The organism is Nonomuraea sp. NPDC049709, from assembly GCF_040674815.1.
Classification (GTDB): domain Bacteria; phylum Actinomycetota; class Actinomycetes; order Streptosporangiales; family Streptosporangiaceae; genus Nonomuraea.
Map to the genome: position 1 here is coordinate 75,821 of NZ_JBFANM010000006.1, position 19,528 is coordinate 95,348.

Sequence of the window (19,528 nt, forward strand, 5' to 3'; positions counted from 1 at the left end):
TCCCAAGATCCTCTGGGGAGGATAGTAGAGATCTCAGGGCGTCCGCCAGATACTCTGGCTATGCTACATGCTCGACTCCCCGCCTGACCCCTCTCCAGTGCACGGTCGTGTCGTCAGCTGATCTCCCGAAAAGGGATCTTTGCCGTATCGTCGGAGGTACTGACATGGGAAGAACGCAGGACCCGGATTGGCTGGAACGTCTGGACGGGTTCCTGGCGCGGCGCCAACCGGGCCTGGTGGCCTTTCGCCGCGATCTTCACATGCACCCCGAGGCGAGCTTTCAGGAGTTTCGTACGACGGAACGAATCCTGCACCAGCTCGAGGCGGTGGGCTTGGCGGCCGTCCGCCTTCCCAAAGGCACCGGTGCGATATGCGATATCGGCTCGGGAAAAGGACCGATCGTCGCGTTGCGGGCGGATATCGATGCGCTGCGTTTGACGGATGAAAAGTCCGTTCCCTATCGGTCGACGAACCTAGGCGTTTGTCATGCCTGCGGCCATGACGTCCACACGACGGCGGTGCTCGGCGCGGGCCTGTTCCTGAGCGGCCTGGCTGATGAGGGACTCCTGCCGGGCACCGTGCGCCTGGTGTTCCAGCCGGCGGAGGAAACGCTCGGCGGAGCGCTGGACGTCGTGGCCTCCGGCGGCCTCGCGGGTGTGCAGCGGATCTTCGGGCTGCATTGCGAGCCGAAATACGAGGTCGGACAGGTCGGGCTGCGCGAAGGCGCGATAACCGGCGCGTACGACAGAGTGCGCGTCCATATCGGGGGGATGTCCGCTTCGGGGCGGCATCCGGATCTCATCTTCGCCCTTGCGAAGATCATCACCGAGTTACCGGCGGCCCTGTCCCGGCGTATCGACCCGCGCTCCAGCCTGAGCCTCGTATGGGGCACGTTGAAAGCGCTCCCCACGGAGGGACTGCTGCCCGACAGCGGCATTGCCGAAGGGACCGTGCGATGTTTCGACGAGGCGGCGCGGCGCCAGGCACCCGGGATAATCGAGGAGCTGGTGCGCTCGGTCGCGTCCGCCTATGACATCGAGGCATCACTGGAATACATTCACGGCATTCCCCCCACCGTCAACGAGAGCAACAGCGTCGGCAATTTCCGGGACGCGGCGCAGCTCGTCCTCGGCGAGAACAAGATATTCACCGCGCCGCAGAGCCTGGGCGGCGACGATTTCGGGGTCTACCTGCAGGAAGTGCCCGGCGCATATGCCCGCCTGGGCGTCCGCGCGCCGGGGCAGAGCGATTATGACCTCCACCAAGGCATTTTCGACGTGGACGAAAGAAGTATCTCCGTGGGAGTGCGGCTGCTCGCCGTCACCGCTCTCATGGCGCTGAGCCAGCTGTCCCTTACCGGCTGAACGAAGGAGGGCCGGCCCATGCCTGCCGATCCACGTACCCGTCTCGAGGAGCTCGGCCTCCGGCTCCCGGCCACGAGCCCGCCGAAGGGTTCCTACACGCCGGCGGTACGCAGCGGGAACCTCGTCTTTGTCGCCGGCCAGGTGCCGATGGCCGACGGCGAGCTGAGCGCGAGGGGGCGGGTCGGTGAGGACGTCACGCCGGAGGCGGGCGCCCGGCTGAGCCGGCAGTGCGCCCTCGCCGCCCTGTCGGCCGTGGACGACCTGGTGGGACTGGAGAACGTGGTCCAGGTGGTGAAGGTCGTCGGCTATGTCGCCTCCGCCGAGGGGTTCCGGGGGCAGGCCGCCGTGGTCGACGGCGCCAGCAACCTGCTCACCGCGGTCTTCGGCGAGGCTGGACGGCACGCCCGCAGCACCGTCGGCGTCGCCGACCTGCCGCTGGGCGCCCCGGTGGAGATCGAGATCACCGTCGAGTGCCGCCCCTGAGCCCTCAGCCGCTCCTGGATCCCCCAGCCGCCCCTGAGGCCCGCCCCAGCGACTTGAGGCGGCAACGCCCGCTGAGGCCCCAGCGGGTCCTGAGGCGGCGCGGGCGCTGAGGCCCCAGCGGGCCCTGCGGCGGCGGGTCCTGAGGCGGCAGCGGTCACCGTCGGCGCCCGAAACCGGAGCGCGTCGCGACCCCCGAGGCCAGAGCGGCGCCCCCATGATTCCCGAGGCTGGAGCCACGCCGTGACCCCGAAGCCGGAGCGGCGCCGCGAAGCCGGAGCGGCGCCGCGATGATCCCAAGGCTGGAGTGGTGATCCCGAGGCTAGAGCGGCACCGCGGTGCCCGTGACGCTGATGCCGCTGTCCGGCGACTCCGGGATCGACACGGTGATCGTGCTCGGCCGGCCCATGTCGTGGCCCTGGTGCACGGTGACCGTGCCGGGAACCTCGACGAGCCCGAGCTCACGCAGGTATCCGCCGAGTGCCGCGGCGGCGGCCCCCGTCGCGGGGTCCTCGACGACACCGCCGGGCGGGAACGGATTGCGCGCGTGAAAGACCTCCGGTGACTCCCGCCAGACGAGGTCGACGGTGGCCCAGTCGTTGCGCCGCATCACCTCTGCCAGCACCGGCATCTCGTAGTCCAGCTCGGCCAGCCTGCTCCGGGTGCGGGCCGCGATGACCGGGTGCCATACGCCCGCGTACGCGGCTCGGGGCGGCAGCGCCGGATCCAGCTCCGCCGGGGACCACTTCAGGGCCGCGAGCAGGCCGGACAGCTCGGACGATGGGATCGGGGCCGTCTTCGGCGGCACGCTGACGAGGGTGGCGCACATGAGCCCCTCGGCGTTCACCGCCGTGTCGACCCTGATCGGCCCGGCCTTGGTGTGCATCAGCAGCTCTCCGGGACCCCGCCGCGAGGCGTGGGCCACGGCCGCGGCGATCGTCGCGTGGCCGCAGAACGGCACCTCGATGAGCGGGCTGAAATAGCGGACGTCGAGACCGCCGTCCGGCCTCGGCACCACGAAGGCCGTCTCCGAGAACCCCACGTGTTCGGCGATCTTGGCCATCGTCGCGTCGTCGACGCCCGTGGCGTCGAGCATCACTCCCGCGGGATTACCACCAGCAGGGGTGGTACTGAACGCGACATATTTCAGGACTTCCACAAAAACCCTCGTGTTGTATGCGACTAGCCCCACGTGAGCAGGTCGCCCGTGTCGGTCAATCCAACGGCGAAGCCGAGCGCTATGCGCCGTTCACCCTGGCTCGGGCGAACCGCGTGGAAAAGACGTGGGTCGAACAGCAGCGCCTCGCCCTTCACTGATTTGATCTCCAGCTGCTCGGCGTCCCCGACGACGGTCTGGGCGTAGCCGTACGACCGGGGCAGCCGGTGCGCCTCGTCGGCGGGTTGCCAGCGATGCCGCCAGATGATCGTTTCCCCGCCCTCCTCCGGCACGCTCAGATACAGGTTGAAGGCGAGCTGCGCCACCAGATTGGCGTCCAGCAGCCGCTCGGAGAACTCGCGGGTCACGTCGTCGAAGTGGACCTGGAAGCCCTGGTTGGCCTCGCGCGCGACGCCGGGCTCCATCTCGCGGCCCTCGCGCCGGCCCACCGCCACGGTGCCCGGCCAGTGGCTGGCCAGCCCCGTACGGCAGAACTCCCACGGGTCGAACGGTAACGCGAGATCGCTCCAGGCCTTGCGGCTGGCCTCGATCGCCGGCCAGTAGCTGCCGGTGACCTTCCCCTCATGCCGGTGATCGCTGACCCCCACCCCGAAGCGCATCACCGACGGATAGACGCGTTCGGTGCCGTAGCTGTCGAACTCTGCCCGTAACAGCGCCTGCAGTATCTCTTCGCACTGTGCTTCCGGCATGAATCCGGACACCCGGATCGCAGTGCACCGCCCGGCCAATAAATCCGCGATGTGATCCCGGTGGAAAGCCGGGGAGGTCACCACGCGAAAGAACGGGTCATGAGAGTCGTTGGAGGACATGTGCCCACCAATCTTCTATAAGGCGATCTAAGATCCTGACTTCACTTGGCGTTGCGGTGGAGGATGGTGTCCCAAAAAGCCGACCAGGGGCTTCGCTCCAGCGCTTTGTGATCGTCTTGTAGAGTCTCCCGGGCGATCCGTCTGGCGATCTCCAATTGGGCGCGCGGTAACTCCTTGCTGCTCGAATCGGCGCCTGGACCGGCCATGGAAGCCCCCTCTGCTGCATCGTGAACCGGGCTCTTCATGCTACATCTTCTCTTTCGCGCGACACGAGGTTTTGTATCACGCCGCATGAGGCATGTCCATGTGAAATCTTTTACTTCTTTACCTGGTCGAGGATGCCCTGAATCTTCTCGAGAAGCTGGCTGGTCCGAAAAGTTTCGGGGTGGTTAAGGCCGAGCACCTTACGGCGATCCTCCAGGAGCAGGGTGAGTTCGCTGATCGCCTGGTGCAACTCGCCTTTCATGATCAGGGCCAGGCTGGCCGTATGGCGGAGCGACATTACCAGGGGGGAGTTGCGGCGCACTTCCTGATTTAAGGCATTGCGCAGTTCGTCCTCGGCTTCGCGAACTTTGCCCTGTTCCATGAGTGCCCTGGCCAGGGTCTGGCGGGTGTAGAGCGTCTCGGGCGTCAAGGGTGACCAGATGCGGTCGCGCACCTCGAGGATGTCGCGCAGCATCCGTTCCGCCTCGGCCTGCCGGCCCTGGGCCAGGATCGCCCGCGCCAGGCTGTGCCGCACGACCATGGTGTCGGAGTGCTCGGGGCCCCTGACCTCGTTCTCGGCGATCACGATCGACCGGAGCAGCGGTTCGGCCTCGTCCCACCGGCCCTGCTCGGAGATGGCCTTGGCCAGCTTGTGCCGGCTGGCCAGCGTGTCGGCGTGGTTCTCCCCGAGGATCCGGGCGCGCGCCTCGATCACCTGCCGCAGCTCCTCCTCGGCCGCCTGCGGGTTCCCGCGTTCGAGGGCGATCCGGCCCTGCTCGTGGCGGATCCCGAGGATCTCCCTGTCGTCGCGGTCGAAGCCGAAGGACGCGCAGTTGCCGACGATCAGATCGGCCAGGTCCTGGGCGGGGCCGATGAGACCCGTGACGATCAGGTAGCGAAGGGTGATCCGCGACAGCTCCAAGGTGGCCGCGAGCACCCCGACGTCGTTGACCGGAGGCGAGCCGAGCAGGGCGCTGCGCGAGACCTCGATGACGTGGGGCGCCAGCAGCCCCCACACCGCCCAGCTCTCCGGCAGGTCGGGCGAGAGGGACTGCGTGACGTTGAGCAGCAGCCGCACGTCGAGCCCGTAGTAGTCGGCACGCCGCTGCCGCACCTCCTCGCTCTCCCGGAGCAGCCCGTGCACCACGGGATGCAGCGTGAGGACGTGGTGGAGCTCCGGATCGGTGACACTGGCCAGCGACTCCGGCTCCACCAGGCCGAGGTCCTCCAGTCCGCGCAGCGCCGTGTGATAGTCCGCCTCCGTGATGTCGCTGAAGAGCGGCGAGTCGGCCAGCACCGTGGTGTCCAGCAGGATCCGGTACGGGATCGGGGCGGTGTTGAGGCAGGCGAACAGCTTCAGCAGCGCCCCGGCCTGAGGCAGGCCCCGGCTGCGGAGCAGCTCCAGGGAGAGGTTGATGACGTTCTGGACGATCTCCGGCCCCAGCGACTCGTCCAGCTCATGCCCGTTCGAGCCCGGTGGCGACTCGAACCGGCGCTTGATCGTCGTCCGGTACTGGCGGAAGCTCCTGATGCTGTCGTCCCCGAACCTGATCCTGGTGTTGGCCTCCGACTTCACGTAGTCGGCGGCGGCCCGCAGCGCCAGCGGGAGCCCGCCGAGCTGCTCGGAGAGCAGCCTGGCCTCCTCGACGCTCTCCCCGATGTCCCCCACGCGGTCCATCAGCATCGCGGCGCCGTCGCCGGCCTCCAGGGGAGGTACGCGATGCACCGTGCTCCACGGCCCCCACGTGCTCTCCCTCCTGTCGCGCGTGGTGACCAGCACCGTTCCCTTGTCGGTCATCGGCGGGCGGAGCCAGCCCGTGCCGTCGGGGACCTGGCCGATGAGCGGGCCGAGCAGCTCCGGATGGTCGGCGTTGTCGAAGATCAGCAGCCATCTGTCCGGACACTCGTTCAGGAAGCGCCAGACCAGGTCCGAAGCGCTGCCGACCCCCACCCAGGCGCTCTCCACCTGCTTGGCCGGGGCCCCGAGCTGGTTGGCGATCTCCCGCATGCTGGAGCTGACCTGAGGCATCGAGACCCACCAGATCCGCCGCCCGTTCTGCTGCGCCCAATAGGCGATCTCCAGCGCCAGCCGGCTCTTGCCCAGGCCGCCGAGCCCGGCCAGGACGTGCACGTTGGACATGCCCTTGGCCGACCTGATGGAGGAGATCAGCTTCGTCCGGCCCTGCAGGGGAGCGTCCCGCCGCCCGAACGGCGGGGCGATGGAGACCGGCCCGAGCTGCTTCACCGTGCCCGGCCCCGCCGCCGGAAGGGGCTCGTCGGCGGACATGAGGGCCGCCTTGAACACGCGGTAACACGAGGAGTCATGGTCGGCCGGCCGTATGACGGTGAAATGGTCGCCGTCGACGAGGCCGGTCTCCGGGAACACCCACTTGGAAATAATCGGCGGAACTATTTTGTCGGACACGCCGCCATAGGCCGCTATGGGGATGCGGCATTCGGTGTCGCTGCACCCCTGGGCGTTGACCACCGCCCTCAGGACGGCTTCCTGGGCCTCCACCACGGCACGCGTGAAGGGGCGGAGCTGTCGTTCCTGAGGATTGCGCCAGAAGAACGTGAGCCGCCTGAGGGAGAGCAGGAACTCCGAGCCGGAGTTCGGGCAGGCGTACATGACGATGCGTTTGATGCGGACCAAATCACGGCCGCGTCCCTTGGCGAGGGTGCGGGCGAGGAATCTCTGGACCACCAGCCCGCCCTGGCTGTGCGTGACGAGCATGATTCTTTCGGCGTCGCCGAGCTCCAGTCGCAGGTAGGTTTCCAGCCTGTCGGCGAGATCGTCCACCTCGGCAATGCGCCGGTCCAGACGGAATCGGACAAAGGGCGAATCGTAGGCGAAATGATGGAGCACTACGGTGGCGGAAATCGCGGGATCCCGGGCGACGAGGTCCGCGAACTGTGTCCATGCCCTCGCCGACGAAAGTAATCCGTGGATGAAGACCACATGGATGCGCTCGAGCACGATCGAGACCTCCATGGCATGTCATGGAATGGGTTTTGATGGGACGCCAGAGAACCGTGTGACCCTTGTGCTCCAACTTTGAGCGGTGCATTCACAGATTAGTGGCTATTCGCTCCGAATGCATTTCATGCTGAAGGTGACATAGTGCTCGCCATACTCGGCTCCTCACTGTATTGACTTCTCTCCGGAAAGGACGGACGGTGGACCGCCCGGTTCCCTTCGAAGGCCCGTTTGACAGCGACGAGGCGGCCGACGGCATCGCCGATCTCGAAGAGCGGGAGGGCGTCGCGGCCGTGATGGCGGAGCGCCGGACGAGGCCGCCCGTAGCCGTGCCGCAAGGCCCGCGGCAGCCTGCCCGCGACAGTGGCTACCTACGCGCCTCGGACCGGCTCGTCGGGGTCCTCGACGAACAGCTCCTCTTCGGGCGGGGTCCGGGGCCGCACGCCGAGCGGGCTTCCCGGGGGCGGGCGACGGCCGAGGTCCGGTTCGCGCACGCGCACGGCGCCGCCGGGCCGGAGCGTGTCGAGTCCGACTTGTCCGGTGGGGCCGAGCGCCTACGCCTCGGCCCGCCCCCCGAGCTTCAGGGTCACCAGGTGACGGGCAGCTCGTGCATGCCGTACACCGTCGACTCCTCCTTGAACGAGAGCTGGTCGGCGGGGACGGCCAGCCGCAGGCCGGGGACGCGCCGGAAGAGGGTCTCGAAGACGACCTCCAGCTCCACCCGGGCCAGGCTCTGGCCCAGGCACTGGTGGGCGCCGTAGCCGAACGCCAGGTGGTTGCGGGCGCCGCGGTCGATGTCGAACCGCTGGGGGTCCTCGAACACCTCCGGGTCGCGGTTGCCGGCGTTGGCCAGCATGAGCACGCCGGACCCGGCGGGGATCACCGTCCCGCCGAGCTCCACGTCCTCCAGGGTCACCCGTGCCATGGCGAACTCGGCGATGGTGAAGTAGCGCAGCAGCTCCTCCACCGCGCCGGCCGTCCGGTCCGGGTCCTCGCGCAGCGCGGCCAGCGCCTCGGGGTGCTCCAGCAGCGTGTACGTGCCGAGCGAGATCATGTTCGCGGTGGTCTCGTGCCCGGCGATCAGCAGCAGGAAGGCCAGGGAGAGCAGCGCGGGGTGGTCCACGCCGCCGTTGTCGCGCTGCTTGGCGATCTGGCGGCCGAGCAGGTCGTCGGGGGCCTCCTGCTCCTTGGTCTTGATCAGCTTGTCGAGGTAGATGGCCAGCTCCAGGACGGCGTGCTGGCGCTCCTGCTCGGTGGCGCGGCGGTTGAGGAGCTGGGCCGAGTGCGTCTGGAAGAAGTCGTGGTCGGCGTACGGCACGCCGAGCAGCTCGCAGATCACCAGGGAAGGCACCGGCAGGGCCAGCGCGGTCACCAGGTCGGCCGGGCGGGGCCCGTCGAGCATGGCGTCGATGTGCTCGTCCACGATCTGCTGGATGCGCGGCCGCAGCGCCGCCATGCGCCGGACGGTGAACTCGCCGACGACCGCGCGGCGGGCCGGACCGTGCTCGGGCGGGTCCATCTCCAGCAGCATCTTGGGCAGCGGTGAACCGGCCATCCCCTGCCCGCCCTGCTCGCTCAGCCGGGGAATGGCGGGGTGGCGGCGGTCGGCGCTGAACCGCGGATCGCTGAGGATCGTCCGGATGTCCTCGTAGCGGGCCGCGACCCAGGCGTCGCTCCCGGTCGGCAGCGTGACCTTGGCGACCGGCTGCTCGCGCAGGAGCCGCAGGTGCTGCTCGGGCGGGGCGAACGGGCAGCCGCGGGTGGTCTGGAGCGTCGCAGCGGGGTCAGTGGTCAAAGCTCTCCCCATTCGGTGTGGACCGCATAGATAAGCTACATATGTACGTTAACAGACTGGTGTCCGAGGATGGGTGCGTGGCCATGAGAGAGCGCGGAGCCGAGGGTGACCGCCGGACACGACGCACCCAGGCCGCCCTGCGGCGCACGCTGATCGAGCTCGTCCAGGAGCGGAGCCTGTCGAAGGTCAGCGTGGCCGACGTCGCCGAGCGGGCCGGCGTGGGCCGCTCCACCTTCTACGACCACTACCGCGACGTGCACGAGCTGGCCGAGGCCGCCTGCACGGAGATGATCGACGAGCTCATCGACGCCATACCGGGCCACGTCCTCGCGTCGCCCGGCCCGTCGCAGGCCAAGTCCGACACCCTGCTGATCTTCTTCGCCCACCTCGCCGAGCACGCCGGCCTCTACCGCAGCGTGCTGGGGCCGCAGGGCAGCGCCCGCCTCATCGACCACGTGCGCCGCCGCGCCACGGCGGCCACGTACGCCAGCTCCCGCCCCGCCGACGGCTGGCCCGGCCGCGCCGCGGACACCCCGCACGACGTGCCGGCCGCCTTCATCGCGGGCGCGCTCCTCGGCGTGGCCGTCGACTGGCTCCAGCGCGACTGCCCGCGCGCCCCGGCCGAGATGGCCGCCCTGACCCGCCCCCTGCTCACGCTCCTCTACCAGGACCATTGAATTCAGAGCAGTTCTCTAGAAAAATGCTCTACATGGCGTCCATCATGGTGGTGACCGGCGGGAACCGCGGCATCGGGCACGAGGTGTGCGCGCGGCTGGCCGGCGACGGGCACAAGGTGCTGCTGGTCGCGCGGGACCCGGAGCAGGGGGAGCGGGCCGCCGCGGGGATCCGGGGGGACGTCGAGCCCGTGGCCGGCGATCTCACCACGGTCGCGTCCGTCAGGCGGCTGGCCGACGCGCTCCGGGCCCGGTGCCCGCGCATCGACGTGCTCGTCCACAACGCCGGGGTCTGGCCCAGCCGGCGCGTCCTGACCGAGGACGGGCTGGAGCAGTCCTTCGCGGTCAACCATCTGGCGCCGTTCCTGCTCAACCACCTGCTGGAGGACCGGCTCGGGCGGGTGGTGCAGGTCAGCGCGGGGCTCTACGTCAGGGGCCGGGCTGAGGCGGGGCGGACCGCCGTGGGCGCGGACTTCTCGTCGATGCGTACGTACGCCGACACGAAGCTGTGCAACCTGCTGACCGTGCCGCTGTTCGCCGAGCGCTGGCGGGAGGCCGGGATCACGATCGACGCCGTGCACCCGGGCGTGGTCCGCACCGGGCTGGGCGACCGGCGCGGGCCCCTCGGATGGCTGCTCAAGGCCGTCAAACGCAAGTGGGCCACGCCCGAGGAGGGCGCCGGGCCCGTCGTGGCGCTGGTGGGCGCCACGGGCACCGGCCGCTACTTCGACCTGACCGAGGAGGTCCCGTTGCGGGGGCCGGCGCTGGACGGCGACCTGGCCAGGCGCATCTGGGACGAGGCCGCGGAGCTGACGGCGGCGCGGTGACCCAGCACAAGCGCAGCGAGGAGACGATCCGCAAGCTCCTCGACACGGCCCTGGAGGTCTACCCCGGCGACTTCACCCTCAGGGCCATGACCGCGCGCAGCGGCGTGAGCATGGGCAGCCTGTACCACCACTTCGGCAGCCTCGAAGGGCTGGCCGCCGCGCTGTACGGCCGCTGCATGGACGAGCTCCTCGACCGGATGGGCGCCGCCGTCGAGGAGGCCGCGGACGCCCGTGACGGCGTGCGGCGGGCGGTGGTGGCCTACCTCGGCTTCACCGCCGACCACCCGGACAAGGCCCGCTTCATCCACGCGGCGCCGTACGCGCTGGACCTCGGGCCGTACGCGGAACGCATCGCGGCGGCCAAGGCGCCCCGGCTGGAGCGGCTGAACGGCTGGATCCGCGGCCACATGGACGCCGGCACGGTCGCGCGGCTGCCGGTGGCGCAGGTGGAGATGCTCCTGATCGGCCCGGTCGCCGAGGTGACCAGGCGGTGGCTGGCCGGGGCGCCGGAGATCGACCTGGAGGAGTCGGCGCGGATCCTGCCCGACCGCATCTGGCGATCCCTGGGCGAATGAGTCCCGGGCCCAGTCGCTCTCCTGGCCGCTGAGCGCCGCGCCTGCTCAGCGGGCCAGCAGGTCGGACTCCTCGACGGCGCTCCGGTGGGTGGCGACGAGGAAGTCGTGGACGACCTCGAGCTGCTCCGCGGAGTACCCGCCCATCAGCCGGCGGCTGCGCTCGTCCAGCCCGGCGTAGAGCTCGGCCACCTTGCCCAGCGCCTCGGGCACGGCCTCGATCACGACGCTGCGGCGGTCGTCGGGATGCCGCGTGCGCCGGACATATCCCGCCTTCTGTAGCCGGTCGATCATCTGCGTGATGGCACCCGTCGTACGGCCGAGCCGGGCGCTCAGCGCGCCTGCGGTGCTGGGGCCCTCCCGGTTGAGGGAGTGCAGGCACAGCAGGTCCGTGGGCCCGACGCCGACCCGCTGCGCGACGAGGTCGTTCAGCCGTCCCATCGCGTGCTGCTGATCCTCTACCCCCTCATCGCGGGCAGCGAGGAGCTTCCCTGGCCGGTGTGGACGTACCCCTGCCTGGTCGCGGGCGTGGCCGTACTGGCCGGATTCCACCGCCACCAGCGGCGGCTGGCCGGCCGCGGCGGTTCCCCGCTGGTGGAGGTGTCCCTCTTCCGGGTGCGCTCGGTCGGCGGCGGGCTGTTGGTGCAGTTCCTGTTCTTCATACCGGTGATGGGCTTCTTCTTCACGTTCATGCAGCTGCTGCAGTCCGGCCTGGGGATGGCGCCGCTGGAGGCGGGGGTGACGATCCTGCCCTGGCCGATCGCCACCACCGTCGCCGCCGGTCTGGGTGCGGCGGTGCTGCTGCCCAGGCTGGGCCGGGTGACCGTGCAGCTCGGGCTCGCCGTCCTGGCCGCCGGGTTCGCCCTCCTGGCCATGACGGCGGCCACCGCGACGCCGGACACGGGCTGGCTCGCCTTCCTGCCCGGCGTGCTCGTCGGCGGCGCCGGCATGGGCCTGACCGTCGCCCCGCTGGCCCAGCTGACCCTGGAGGACGTCCCCGCCGGGCAGGCGGGCTCGGGCTCCGGCCTGTTCAACACGGTCGCCCAGCTCGCGGCCTCCGCCGGTGTCGCCGTCATCGGCGTGATCTTCTTCCCCTTGCTGGAGCCGCGCGGCTACGGGGCGGCCTTCGGCGTCACGATCTGGGTCAGCCTCGCCCTCCTGGCGCTCACCGTCGCGGTCAGCTTCCTGCTGCCCCGCCGGCCGGCGGCGCCCGGCGCATGAGCTCCAGGTGCCGCGTGGCGTAGGAGCGCCAGGGGCGCCAGCGGTCGGGCAGGGCGCCCAGGCGCCGCACGGCCTGGCGTACGGCGCGGTCCGGCAGGAGGACGTCGGGGTCGCCGAGGGCTCTCATGCGGATGTACGCCAGAGCCCACCGGCTCATGCCCGGCAGGGCGCCCAGCCGGTCGCGCACCCGGTGCGGGTCGTCGTCCAGCCTGATGGTTCCGTCGGCGAGCGCTCGGGCCAGTTCGAGGAGGGTGTGCCCGGCCGGATCGGCCTCGGCCAGCGTGGTCACGTCGGGGAACAGGTGCGTGATCTCGCCGAAGGGCCTGGCGAGCGGCTTGCCGTACGTGCTGACCAGGGTGGCGAGCCGGGCGCGCGTCCCCGCGGCGCGCGGCCGGCGGCCGAGCACGGCCCGGATCGCCAGCTCGGCGGGGTCGGCGCAGCCGGGCACCCGCAGGCCCGGGCGGCGCGCGACCAGCGGACCGAGCCGCGGGTCCGCGCCCAGGAAGGCGTCGATGGCCTGCTGGTCGGCGTCCAGGTCGAGCAGCCGGCGGCAGCGCTGCACGGCCGCGGTCAGGTCTCTGAGGTCCTCCAGCCGCAGCTCGCAGGCCACGTGGTCGGCCCCGGGCCGCAACGTGACGACCCCCGCGCCGTGGGGCAACGCCAGCGACCTGCGGTAGGCGCCGTCACCGTGGGCCTCGATGCCGGGGACCGCCCGCGCGCCGAGGTGGTCCAGCGCGGCGGCGACGTCCATGGGCGGCCGGTAGGCGAGCCGCAGCGCGAGGGCTCCGGGCGCGCGGGCGCCGCTCGTGGCCCCGCGCAGGCGGCTCGGCGTGGTCGCGTACACCTGCCTGATGGTGTCGTTGAACTGCCTGATGCTGGCGAACCCGGCCGCGAACGCCACGTCGCTGACCGGCAGCGCACCGGCCTCCAGCAACATCCGGGCGGTCTGCGCCCGCTGCGTCCTGGCCAGGGCCTGGGGCCCGGCGCCGACCTCGGCGACGAGCTGGCGGTGCACCTGGCGCGGGCTGTACCCGAGGCGCGCGGCCAGCCCGGCCACGCCTTCACGGTCGACGACGCCGTCGGCGATCAAGCGCATCGCCCGGCTCACCAGGTCCGTGCGCGTGTTCCACTCCGGCGAGCCCGGAGCGGTGTCGGGACGGCATCGCTTGCACGCGCGGAACCCGTTGACCTGCGCCGCCGCCGCCGTCGGGAACAGCCGGACGTTGCCCGGCTTCGGCATGACGGCCGGGCAGCTCGGGCGGCAGTAGATGCCGGTGGTGGTGACGGCGACGTAGAACCACCCGTCGAAGCGCGGGTCGCGGCTCTCCATGGCCGCGAACGCGACCTCCTCGTCAATCACCCTTCTCAGGGTGCCCTACCTGGGCGAACGGGACCAGCGGGCATCGGACGCCGACGTTCCCGGCCGATGCCCGCCAGCGCCGGAGGCCGGGCCGCGGCCAGGCTGGCCGCGTGAACCATCTCCTTGGCCGGTCGGCCACCTATCGCCGGGTGTGGTCCCGGCGTGACTTCCGCCTGCTGTGGCTGGGCTCGTCCGTGTCGCTGGTGGGGGACGGGATGACCTTCGTCGCCCTGACGTGGCTGGTGCTGGCCCAGCCGGGCGGCGTCGAGCGGCTGGGGCTGCTGACCGTCTGCTACACGCTGCCGGTGTTCGCGGGTGGCCTGCTGAGCGGGCCGATCCTGGACCGGTTCGACAAGCGGTACGTGCTGGCGGCCGACAGCGTGGTCCGTGGTGTGGCGATGGCGGCGATCCCGGTCGTGTCCCTGGCGGGGGAGGTGCCCGCGGCGCTGCCGTTCGTCGTGGCGGCGGTGTACGGGCTGTTCAAGATGGTGCCGCTCGCCGGGTTCCCGGCGGCGATCTCCGACCTCCTTCCCGAGGAGGAGCGGGACGCGGGCAACGCGCTGGAGAGCCTGAGCTTCGGCGTCGCCGGCATCGTCGGGCCGGGGCTCGGCGGGGTGTTGATCGCGGGACTGGGCGGTGAGGCCGTGCTGGCCTTCGACGCGGTCTCGTACGCGCTGTTCGCCGCGGCGGCGCTCGCCGTCCGCCGGCCCCTCCGGCCGCAGGCGAGAGCGGCCGTCGTCCCGTCGGGTGGCGGCGTTCTGACGTTGTTCCGCGACCGGGTGCTGGTCGCGACCACGCTCGCGTTCATGGCCTTCAACATCGCCCTGGGCATGCTGATCGTCACCGGTCCCTGGCTGGCCAAGACCCGGCTCGACGGCGGGCCGGAGACGCTCGGCCTGCTGCTGGCCGCCCTGTCCGCGGGCGAGCTGGCCGGTGCGGCGATCGCCGGTGCCCGGGCTCCTCGCGCCCGGCCGATCAGAGCCGTCGCCGCAGTCCAGCTCGTCGCCGCCACCGGCTTCCTGGCGCTGACGGCCGCACCCCACACGATGACGGTGGCCGCGGGCTACCTCGTCATCGGCCTGTTCAGCGCGCCGATGACCGTGTGGGCGCAGTCGTTGCGCATGGCGCGCATCCCGGCGCGGCTGCGCGGCCGGGGCTTCGCCGTACTCAGGACGCTCATGCAGGCGACGCCCCCGATCGGCGCCGCCGTCGTCACGCCGCTGCTGGCCGCCGGGCTGCTCGCCCAGGCCGCGCTCGTGATGGCCGCCATCGCGGCGGCACCCGCACTGGCCCTGCTCAGGCTGCGGCACTGATCGCGGCTGCCGTCACCTGGCCGGCCACCGCCCCGGCGCCGGTCCTGTTCGCCCAGCGTGAAGCAGGTGCGTCCCCTGTTGTGCACGCCGTCCCGGATCTCCCAGCCCTGGGCGCAGATGCGCGACCCGGGGGCGAAGTCCTCCGCCCCGCTCGTTTCGGCAACATGCTGCATCAGCGTGTCCGACAGGAGGTTCTGACCTCGGATTGTCGCCTCTGAAACCTTTCGGGGATCAGGAATCTTTCAGAGCGGTGGCGCGGGCGCGGAACAGGTCGCGCTCGCGTTCGTTGCGGGTCAGCTCCGCGGCGCGGCCGAACTCCGCCGCCGCCTCCTCGGCCCGCCCCAGCCTGGCCAGCAGCTCGCCGCGGACGGCGGGGAGCTGGACGTAACCGCGCAGCGCGCGCTCGTCCCGTAGGGCGTCGGCGATCTCCAGGCCACGGGCGGGTCCGTGGGCCATGCCGACGGCGACCGCGCGGTTCAGCTCCACGATCGGCGAGGGGGTGACGTGGGCGAGCACGCGGTAGAGCGCGGCCATCCGCTCCCAGTCGGTCGCCTCGGGGGTCAGGGCGCGGGCATGGCAGGCGGCGATGGCGGCCTGCAGGCTGTACGGGCCCAGCTTCCCCAGCGCCTCGGCACGGCCCAGCGCGGCCAGCCCGCGGCGGACGAGCAGCCGGTCCCAGCGGCTGCGATCCTGGTCGAGGAGCAGGACGGGGGAGCCGTCGGGCGCGGTCCTGGCCGGGATGCGCGACGCCTGGATCTCCATGAGCGCCAGCAGGCCGTGCACCTCGGCCTCGTCCGGCATGAGCCCGGCTAGGACGCGGCCCAGCCGCATGGCCTCCTGGCACAGCGACGGCCGGGTCCAGTCGTCGCCCGCGGTGGCCGCGTAACCCTCGTTGAAGATCAGGTAGATGATCTCCAGCACGGACGCCAGCCGGTCGGGCAGCTCGCCGGGCGGCGGCAGCTCGACCCGGACCTTCTTGTCGGCGAGCGTACGCTTGGCGCGGAAGATCCGCTGTCCCACGGTCGGCTCGGGCACGAGGAACGCCCGCGCGATCTCCTCGGTCGTGAGGCCGCCCAGGAGGCGGAGGGCGAGGGCGAGCCGGCCCTCGGCCGGCAGCACCGGATGGCAGAGGGTGAAGATCAGCCGCAGCAGGTCGTCACCGATGTGGTCGTCGAGCGCGTCGTCGAGCTCGGCTTCGGCCGATTCCTGGCGGAGCTCCATGTCCCGTCCCACTTCCTGCAGCTTGCGCTCGTAGGTGTCGCGGCGGCGGAACTGGTCGATGGCCTGATGCTTGGCGGTCAGCATGAGCCAGGCACCCGGGTTGTCAGGTATGCCGTTGCGCGGCCACTCGTCGAGGGCGGCCACGAGCGCGTCCTGCGCGAGTTCCTCCGCCAGGCCGATGTCGTGGACCATGCGGGCCAGGCCGGCGATGACCCTGGCGGACTCGATCCGCCACACCGCCTCCACCGCCCGGTGGGAATCGGCGCTGGAGCTGTGGCGCGGCCCGGCGCTGGCGGACGTGGCGGACGCGCCGTTCGCCGGGCCGCAGGCGCTGCGGCTGGAGGAGCTGCGGCTGGCGGCCACCGAGGACCTGTTCGAGGCCGAACTGTCCCTGCCCGAGGCGAGCCCGGCGGCCGGGCTGCGCGAGCTCCTGGCCGCCCACCCGCTGCGGGAGCGGCCGCGCGGGCTGCTGATGCGGGCCCTGCACGCGGCGGGGCGGCCGGCGGAGGCGCTGGCGGTGTACGACGAGGGGCGGCGGCTGCTGGCCGAGGAGCTGGGCACGGACCCCTCACCCGAGCTCGCGGCCCTGCACCTGGAGATCCTGCGGGGCGAGCGGGAGCGCACCGTGGTGACGGGGCTGCCCGCGCAGCTCACGAGCTTCGTGGGACGCGCGGACGAGCTGGCCCGCCTGGGCGCTCTGCTCCCCACCGCCCGCCTGGTCACGATCGTCGGCCCGGGCGGCACCGGCAAGACCCGCCTCGCCATCGAAGCCATCACCCGCCCCGGCCCACCCGCCCGCCCCACCACCGGCCTGCAGACCGACCCCGGCCTACCGACCGACCCCGACCTGCCGACCGACCCCGAACTACCAACCGACCCCAGCTTGCCGACCGACCTCAGCTTGCCGACCGACCCCGGCTTGCCGACCGACTCACGCGGGCCGGGCCGGACCGGTGCCGACCCGGCGGGCACCTCCCACCTCACGAGCCGAGCCGCCGGTGCCGGGGTGGCGGGCAGCCCCCGCCTCACGGGCCGCACCGCCGCCGACGTGCCGGACGACTCCCGCCCGCCGGACCGAACCGATGCGGGGGCGACGGGTCGCTCCGGTCAGGTGGGCCGGAGCGGAGCCGGTGTGGCGGTGTTCGTGGATCTGTCGCTTGTGGACGGGGGTGCCGGGCAGGTGGCTCGGGCCGTGCTCGGGGCGCTGGGGCTGCGGGAGCCCGCGCTCAGGCCACCCGCCGCCGACGGCGACGAGGCCGCCGGCCGGCTCGTCGCCGCGCTGGCCGAGCAGGACCTCCTCCTCGTCCTGGACAACTGCGAGCACGTCATCGACGAGGCCGCCACGCTCACCCGCCACCTGCTGGCCCGATGCCCCGGCCTGACCGTCCTGGCCACCAGCCGCGAGCCGCTGGGCCTCACCGGCGAGCACCTGGTCCCGCTCGCACCCCTGCCCACCCCGCCGCCCGGGGCCGACGACCCGCTCGGCTACCCGGCGGTCAGGCTGTTCGCCGACCGGGCGGCGGCCGTACGGCAGGGCTTCACCGTCAATCCCGCCAACCTGGACGCGGTGCTGCGGATCTGCGTGGCGCTCGACGGCCTGCCGCTGGCGATCGAGCTGGCGGCGGCCCGGGTGCGTACGTTCGGGGTGGCGGAGATCGCCGACCGGCTGGCCGAGCACGGCAGGTTCCGGTTGCTCTCGCGCGGCGACCGCACCGCCGCCGCCCGCCACCGGACGCTGCACGCGGTGGTGGAGTGGAGCTGGAGCCTGCTGGACGCCGAGGAGCAGGCACTGGCCCGGCGCCTGTCGGTGTTCGCCGGCGGCGCGACCCTGGAGGCGGTGGAACGCGTCTGCCACCCGACCGGCGCGGAGGAGGCACCGGCCGGGTACGCGGGGGTGGCGGAGCCGGCGGAGACGCTGGCGGGGCTGGTGGACAAGTCGCTGGTGGAGACCGACGGCGAGCGCTACCAGATGCTCGACACCATCCGGCTGTTCTGCCTGGAGCGGCTGGCGGAGGCGGGCGAGGAGGCCAGGCTGCGGCAGGCGCACGCCGCCTGGTTCCTGGAGTTCGCGGGCCGCGCCGACGACCACCTCTACCGGGAGGAGCAGCTGGAGTGGCTGGCCCGGTTGTCGGCCGACAACGCCAACCTGCAGGCTGCGCTGCGCTGGAGCGTGGAGCACGACAGGCCCACGGCGTTGCGGCTGGTGGCGGCGCTGGGCATGTACTGGTGGCTGACCGGGCGGCGCGGTCAGGCCACCCGGCACGCCGTACGCCTGCTCGACGCCGTCGGCACCGGGCCGCCCGACCACCTCGCTCACGAAGCCCAGGAAGCCGGAGCCGAGGAATACGTGATGGCCGTGCTGCACGCCGTACCGGAGGCGGGGTCACCGCACTGGGAGCGGGCACGGGCGATCGTCGGGTCGTTCGACCGGCCGATGCGCTACCGGTTCGGCGTGGCGCTCTGGGGCATGATCGCCGGGCCGCCCGAGGGCGGGATGATGTCGGAGCAGGATCGGCGGATGCTCAGCGCCGACCCGTGGAGCCGGGCGCTCGATCGGCTCGGCAGCGCGCTGATGACCCTGCACGGCGGTCTGCTCGCCGAGGCGGAATCCGAGCTGGAGCGGGTGCTGGCGGACTTCGGCGCGGTGGGCGAGCGGTGGGGCATGGGGCAGGCGTACGACTGGCTGGCCCTGATCGCGAGCTGGCGCGGTGACTGGCCGCGGGCGATGGAGCTGTGGGACCGGGCGCTCGGGCTGTTCACGGAGCTCGGCGCGCTCGACGAGCTGGCGGACGTGCTGAGCAGGAGGGGCAACGCGCACTGGCGGGCGGGGAACGCCGAGGCCGCCCGTGCCGACAACGAGCGGGCGGCCGAGCTGGAGCGGCGGCTGGGCCGGCCGGAGCTGATGGCATGGGTGCAGCTGCAGCTGGGGGACATCTCGCGGCTCCAGGGCGACCTGCCCGAGGCCGCCCGGCGGCTCGACGTGGCGCGGTCCGGCTCGGAGACCGGCGCGTTCACCGCCGGAGGGACGCGGTCACGCGTGTACACGGCGCTGGGACGGCTGGCGGCCGCCCAGGGCGATGCCGAACGGGCGGCGCGCATGCACGCCGAGGCACTGGCGGCCGCGCTGGGCTCGCCCCTGGCGAATGACGTCGCCGAGGTCGCGGAAGGGCTGGCCGGCCAGGCCCTCTTCGAGGCGACGCACGAGGCTGCGGCCTCGGGACCGGAGTCCGCGTCACCGATCGGGCCGGGGAGCGGGCCGGGGAGCGGAGGGGCGGCGGGGAAGGGGCGGGAGGCGGCGGCTGAGACGGCGGCGATGCTGCTCGGTGTCGGGGCGGCGGTGCGGGGCATGGCCGTGGTCGGGGATCACGACGTGGCCGTGACCGCCGCCGGCGCCACCGGCATCCTCGGGCCCGAGGCGTTCGCGGCGGCGTACGCCAGGGGCGCGGCCATGAGCCGGGACGAGGCGCTGACAGCCCTCCGGGCCGTTGTCAGCCGGTAGTCGCCCCGCCGTCAGCGCTGCTCACGAAGCTTCGT

Annotated in this window: 16 protein-coding genes; 8 read left to right on the top strand and 8 right to left on the bottom strand. The window is 71.9% G+C overall.

Going from position 1 to position 19,528, the window contains the following annotated elements; all coding sequences use genetic code 11:
• The first annotated feature begins 164 nt into the window (after window positions 1–164).
• Both AB0J69_RS07700 and AB0J69_RS07705 read left to right on the top strand, forming a co-directional pair.
• Window positions 165–1,364, top strand: a complete 1,200-nt coding sequence (locus AB0J69_RS07700; protein WP_364114007.1) for an amidohydrolase — start codon at window positions 165–167, stop codon at window positions 1,362–1,364.
• 18 nt (window positions 1,365–1,382) lie between these two features.
• Window positions 1,383–1,847 (top strand): RidA family protein, encoded by a 465-nt coding sequence (locus tag AB0J69_RS07705; protein WP_364114009.1) that lies wholly within the window; start codon window positions 1,383–1,385, stop codon window positions 1,845–1,847.
• A 319-nt stretch (window positions 1,848–2,166) separates the two neighbouring features.
• Here AB0J69_RS07705 and AB0J69_RS07710 read toward each other — a convergent pair whose 3' ends face one another.
• From AB0J69_RS07710 to AB0J69_RS07730, 5 genes are all read right to left on the bottom strand, one after another.
• Complete coding sequence (locus AB0J69_RS07710) at window positions 2,167–3,036, bottom strand: PhzF family phenazine biosynthesis isomerase (RefSeq protein ID WP_364114011.1); 870 nt, start codon at window positions 3,034–3,036, stop codon at window positions 2,167–2,169.
• Window positions 3,027–3,830 carry a hypothetical protein gene (locus AB0J69_RS07715; protein WP_364114013.1) on the bottom strand — a complete coding sequence of 268 codons (804 nt, stop codon included), beginning with the start codon at window positions 3,828–3,830 and terminating at the stop codon, window positions 3,027–3,029. Before AB0J69_RS07715 ends, AB0J69_RS07710 begins: the two co-directional genes overlap by 10 nt.
• A 41-nt stretch (window positions 3,831–3,871) precedes the next feature.
• Window positions 3,872–4,075: a hypothetical protein gene (locus tag AB0J69_RS07720; RefSeq protein ID WP_364114015.1), complete on the bottom strand. Its 204-nt coding sequence runs from the start codon at window positions 4,073–4,075 to the stop codon at window positions 3,872–3,874.
• 71 nt (window positions 4,076–4,146) lie between these two features.
• On the bottom strand, window positions 4,147–7,026 hold the full coding sequence (locus AB0J69_RS07725; protein ID WP_364114017.1) for an alpha/beta fold hydrolase: 2,880 nt from the start codon (window positions 7,024–7,026) through the stop codon (window positions 4,147–4,149).
• 571 nt (window positions 7,027–7,597) lie between these two features.
• The gene (locus AB0J69_RS07730) at window positions 7,598–8,806 is read right to left on the bottom strand and encodes a cytochrome P450 (protein WP_364114019.1); all 1,209 of its coding nucleotides are present in this window, start codon (window positions 8,804–8,806) and stop codon (window positions 7,598–7,600) included.
• An 83-nt stretch (window positions 8,807–8,889) separates the two neighbouring features.
• Between AB0J69_RS07730 and AB0J69_RS07735 the strand changes: the two genes are divergently transcribed.
• The 3 genes from AB0J69_RS07735 to AB0J69_RS07745 are packed head-to-tail and all read left to right on the top strand — an operon-like array spanning window position 8,890 to window position 10,882.
• Window positions 8,890–9,483, top strand: a complete 594-nt coding sequence (locus tag AB0J69_RS07735; protein ID WP_364114021.1) for a TetR/AcrR family transcriptional regulator — start codon at window positions 8,890–8,892, stop codon at window positions 9,481–9,483.
• Window positions 9,484–9,515: 32 nt separating this feature from the next.
• On the top strand, window positions 9,516–10,307 hold the full coding sequence (locus tag AB0J69_RS07740; protein WP_364114023.1) for an SDR family NAD(P)-dependent oxidoreductase: 792 nt from the start codon (window positions 9,516–9,518) through the stop codon (window positions 10,305–10,307).
• Complete coding sequence (locus AB0J69_RS07745; protein ID WP_364114025.1) at window positions 10,304–10,882, top strand: TetR/AcrR family transcriptional regulator; 579 nt, start codon at window positions 10,304–10,306, stop codon at window positions 10,880–10,882. Before AB0J69_RS07740 ends, AB0J69_RS07745 begins: the two co-directional genes overlap by 4 nt.
• A 45-nt stretch (window positions 10,883–10,927) precedes the next feature.
• Here AB0J69_RS07745 and AB0J69_RS07750 read toward each other — a convergent pair whose 3' ends face one another.
• Window positions 10,928–11,320, bottom strand: coding sequence for a MarR family transcriptional regulator (locus AB0J69_RS07750; RefSeq protein ID WP_364114027.1), 393 nt, complete (start codon window positions 11,318–11,320; stop codon window positions 10,928–10,930).
• Window positions 11,321–11,323: 3 nt separating this feature from the next.
• Here AB0J69_RS07750 and AB0J69_RS07755 point away from each other — a divergent pair, with 3 nt between their 5' ends.
• On the top strand, window positions 11,324–12,100 hold the full coding sequence (locus tag AB0J69_RS07755) for an MFS transporter (RefSeq protein WP_364114029.1): 777 nt from the start codon (window positions 11,324–11,326) through the stop codon (window positions 12,098–12,100).
• Here the strand turns inward: AB0J69_RS07755 and AB0J69_RS07760 are convergent.
• A complete protein-coding gene (locus tag AB0J69_RS07760; RefSeq protein WP_364114031.1) occupies window positions 12,057–13,460 on the bottom strand; it encodes an AlkA N-terminal domain-containing protein in 1,404 nt (467 codons plus the stop codon). The two genes, AB0J69_RS07755 and AB0J69_RS07760, sit on opposite strands and share 44 nt — an antisense overlap.
• 110 nt (window positions 13,461–13,570) lie before the next feature.
• Here AB0J69_RS07760 and AB0J69_RS07765 point away from each other — a divergent pair, with 110 nt between their 5' ends.
• Window positions 13,571–14,773 (top strand): MFS transporter, encoded by a 1,203-nt coding sequence (locus AB0J69_RS07765; RefSeq protein ID WP_364114033.1) that lies wholly within the window; start codon window positions 13,571–13,573, stop codon window positions 14,771–14,773.
• A gap of 231 nt (window positions 14,774–15,004) precedes the next feature.
• Here AB0J69_RS07765 and AB0J69_RS07770 read toward each other — a convergent pair whose 3' ends face one another.
• Window positions 15,005–16,240, bottom strand: a complete 1,236-nt coding sequence (locus AB0J69_RS07770) for an RNA polymerase sigma factor (RefSeq protein ID WP_364114035.1) — start codon at window positions 16,238–16,240, stop codon at window positions 15,005–15,007.
• Between AB0J69_RS07770 and AB0J69_RS07775 the strand changes: the two genes are divergently transcribed.
• Window positions 16,203–19,493: a BTAD domain-containing putative transcriptional regulator gene (locus tag AB0J69_RS07775; RefSeq protein ID WP_364114037.1), complete on the top strand. Its 3,291-nt coding sequence runs from the start codon at window positions 16,203–16,205 to the stop codon at window positions 19,491–19,493. The genes AB0J69_RS07770 and AB0J69_RS07775 overlap by 38 nt on opposite strands.
• Window positions 19,494–19,528 lie beyond the last annotated feature (35 nt).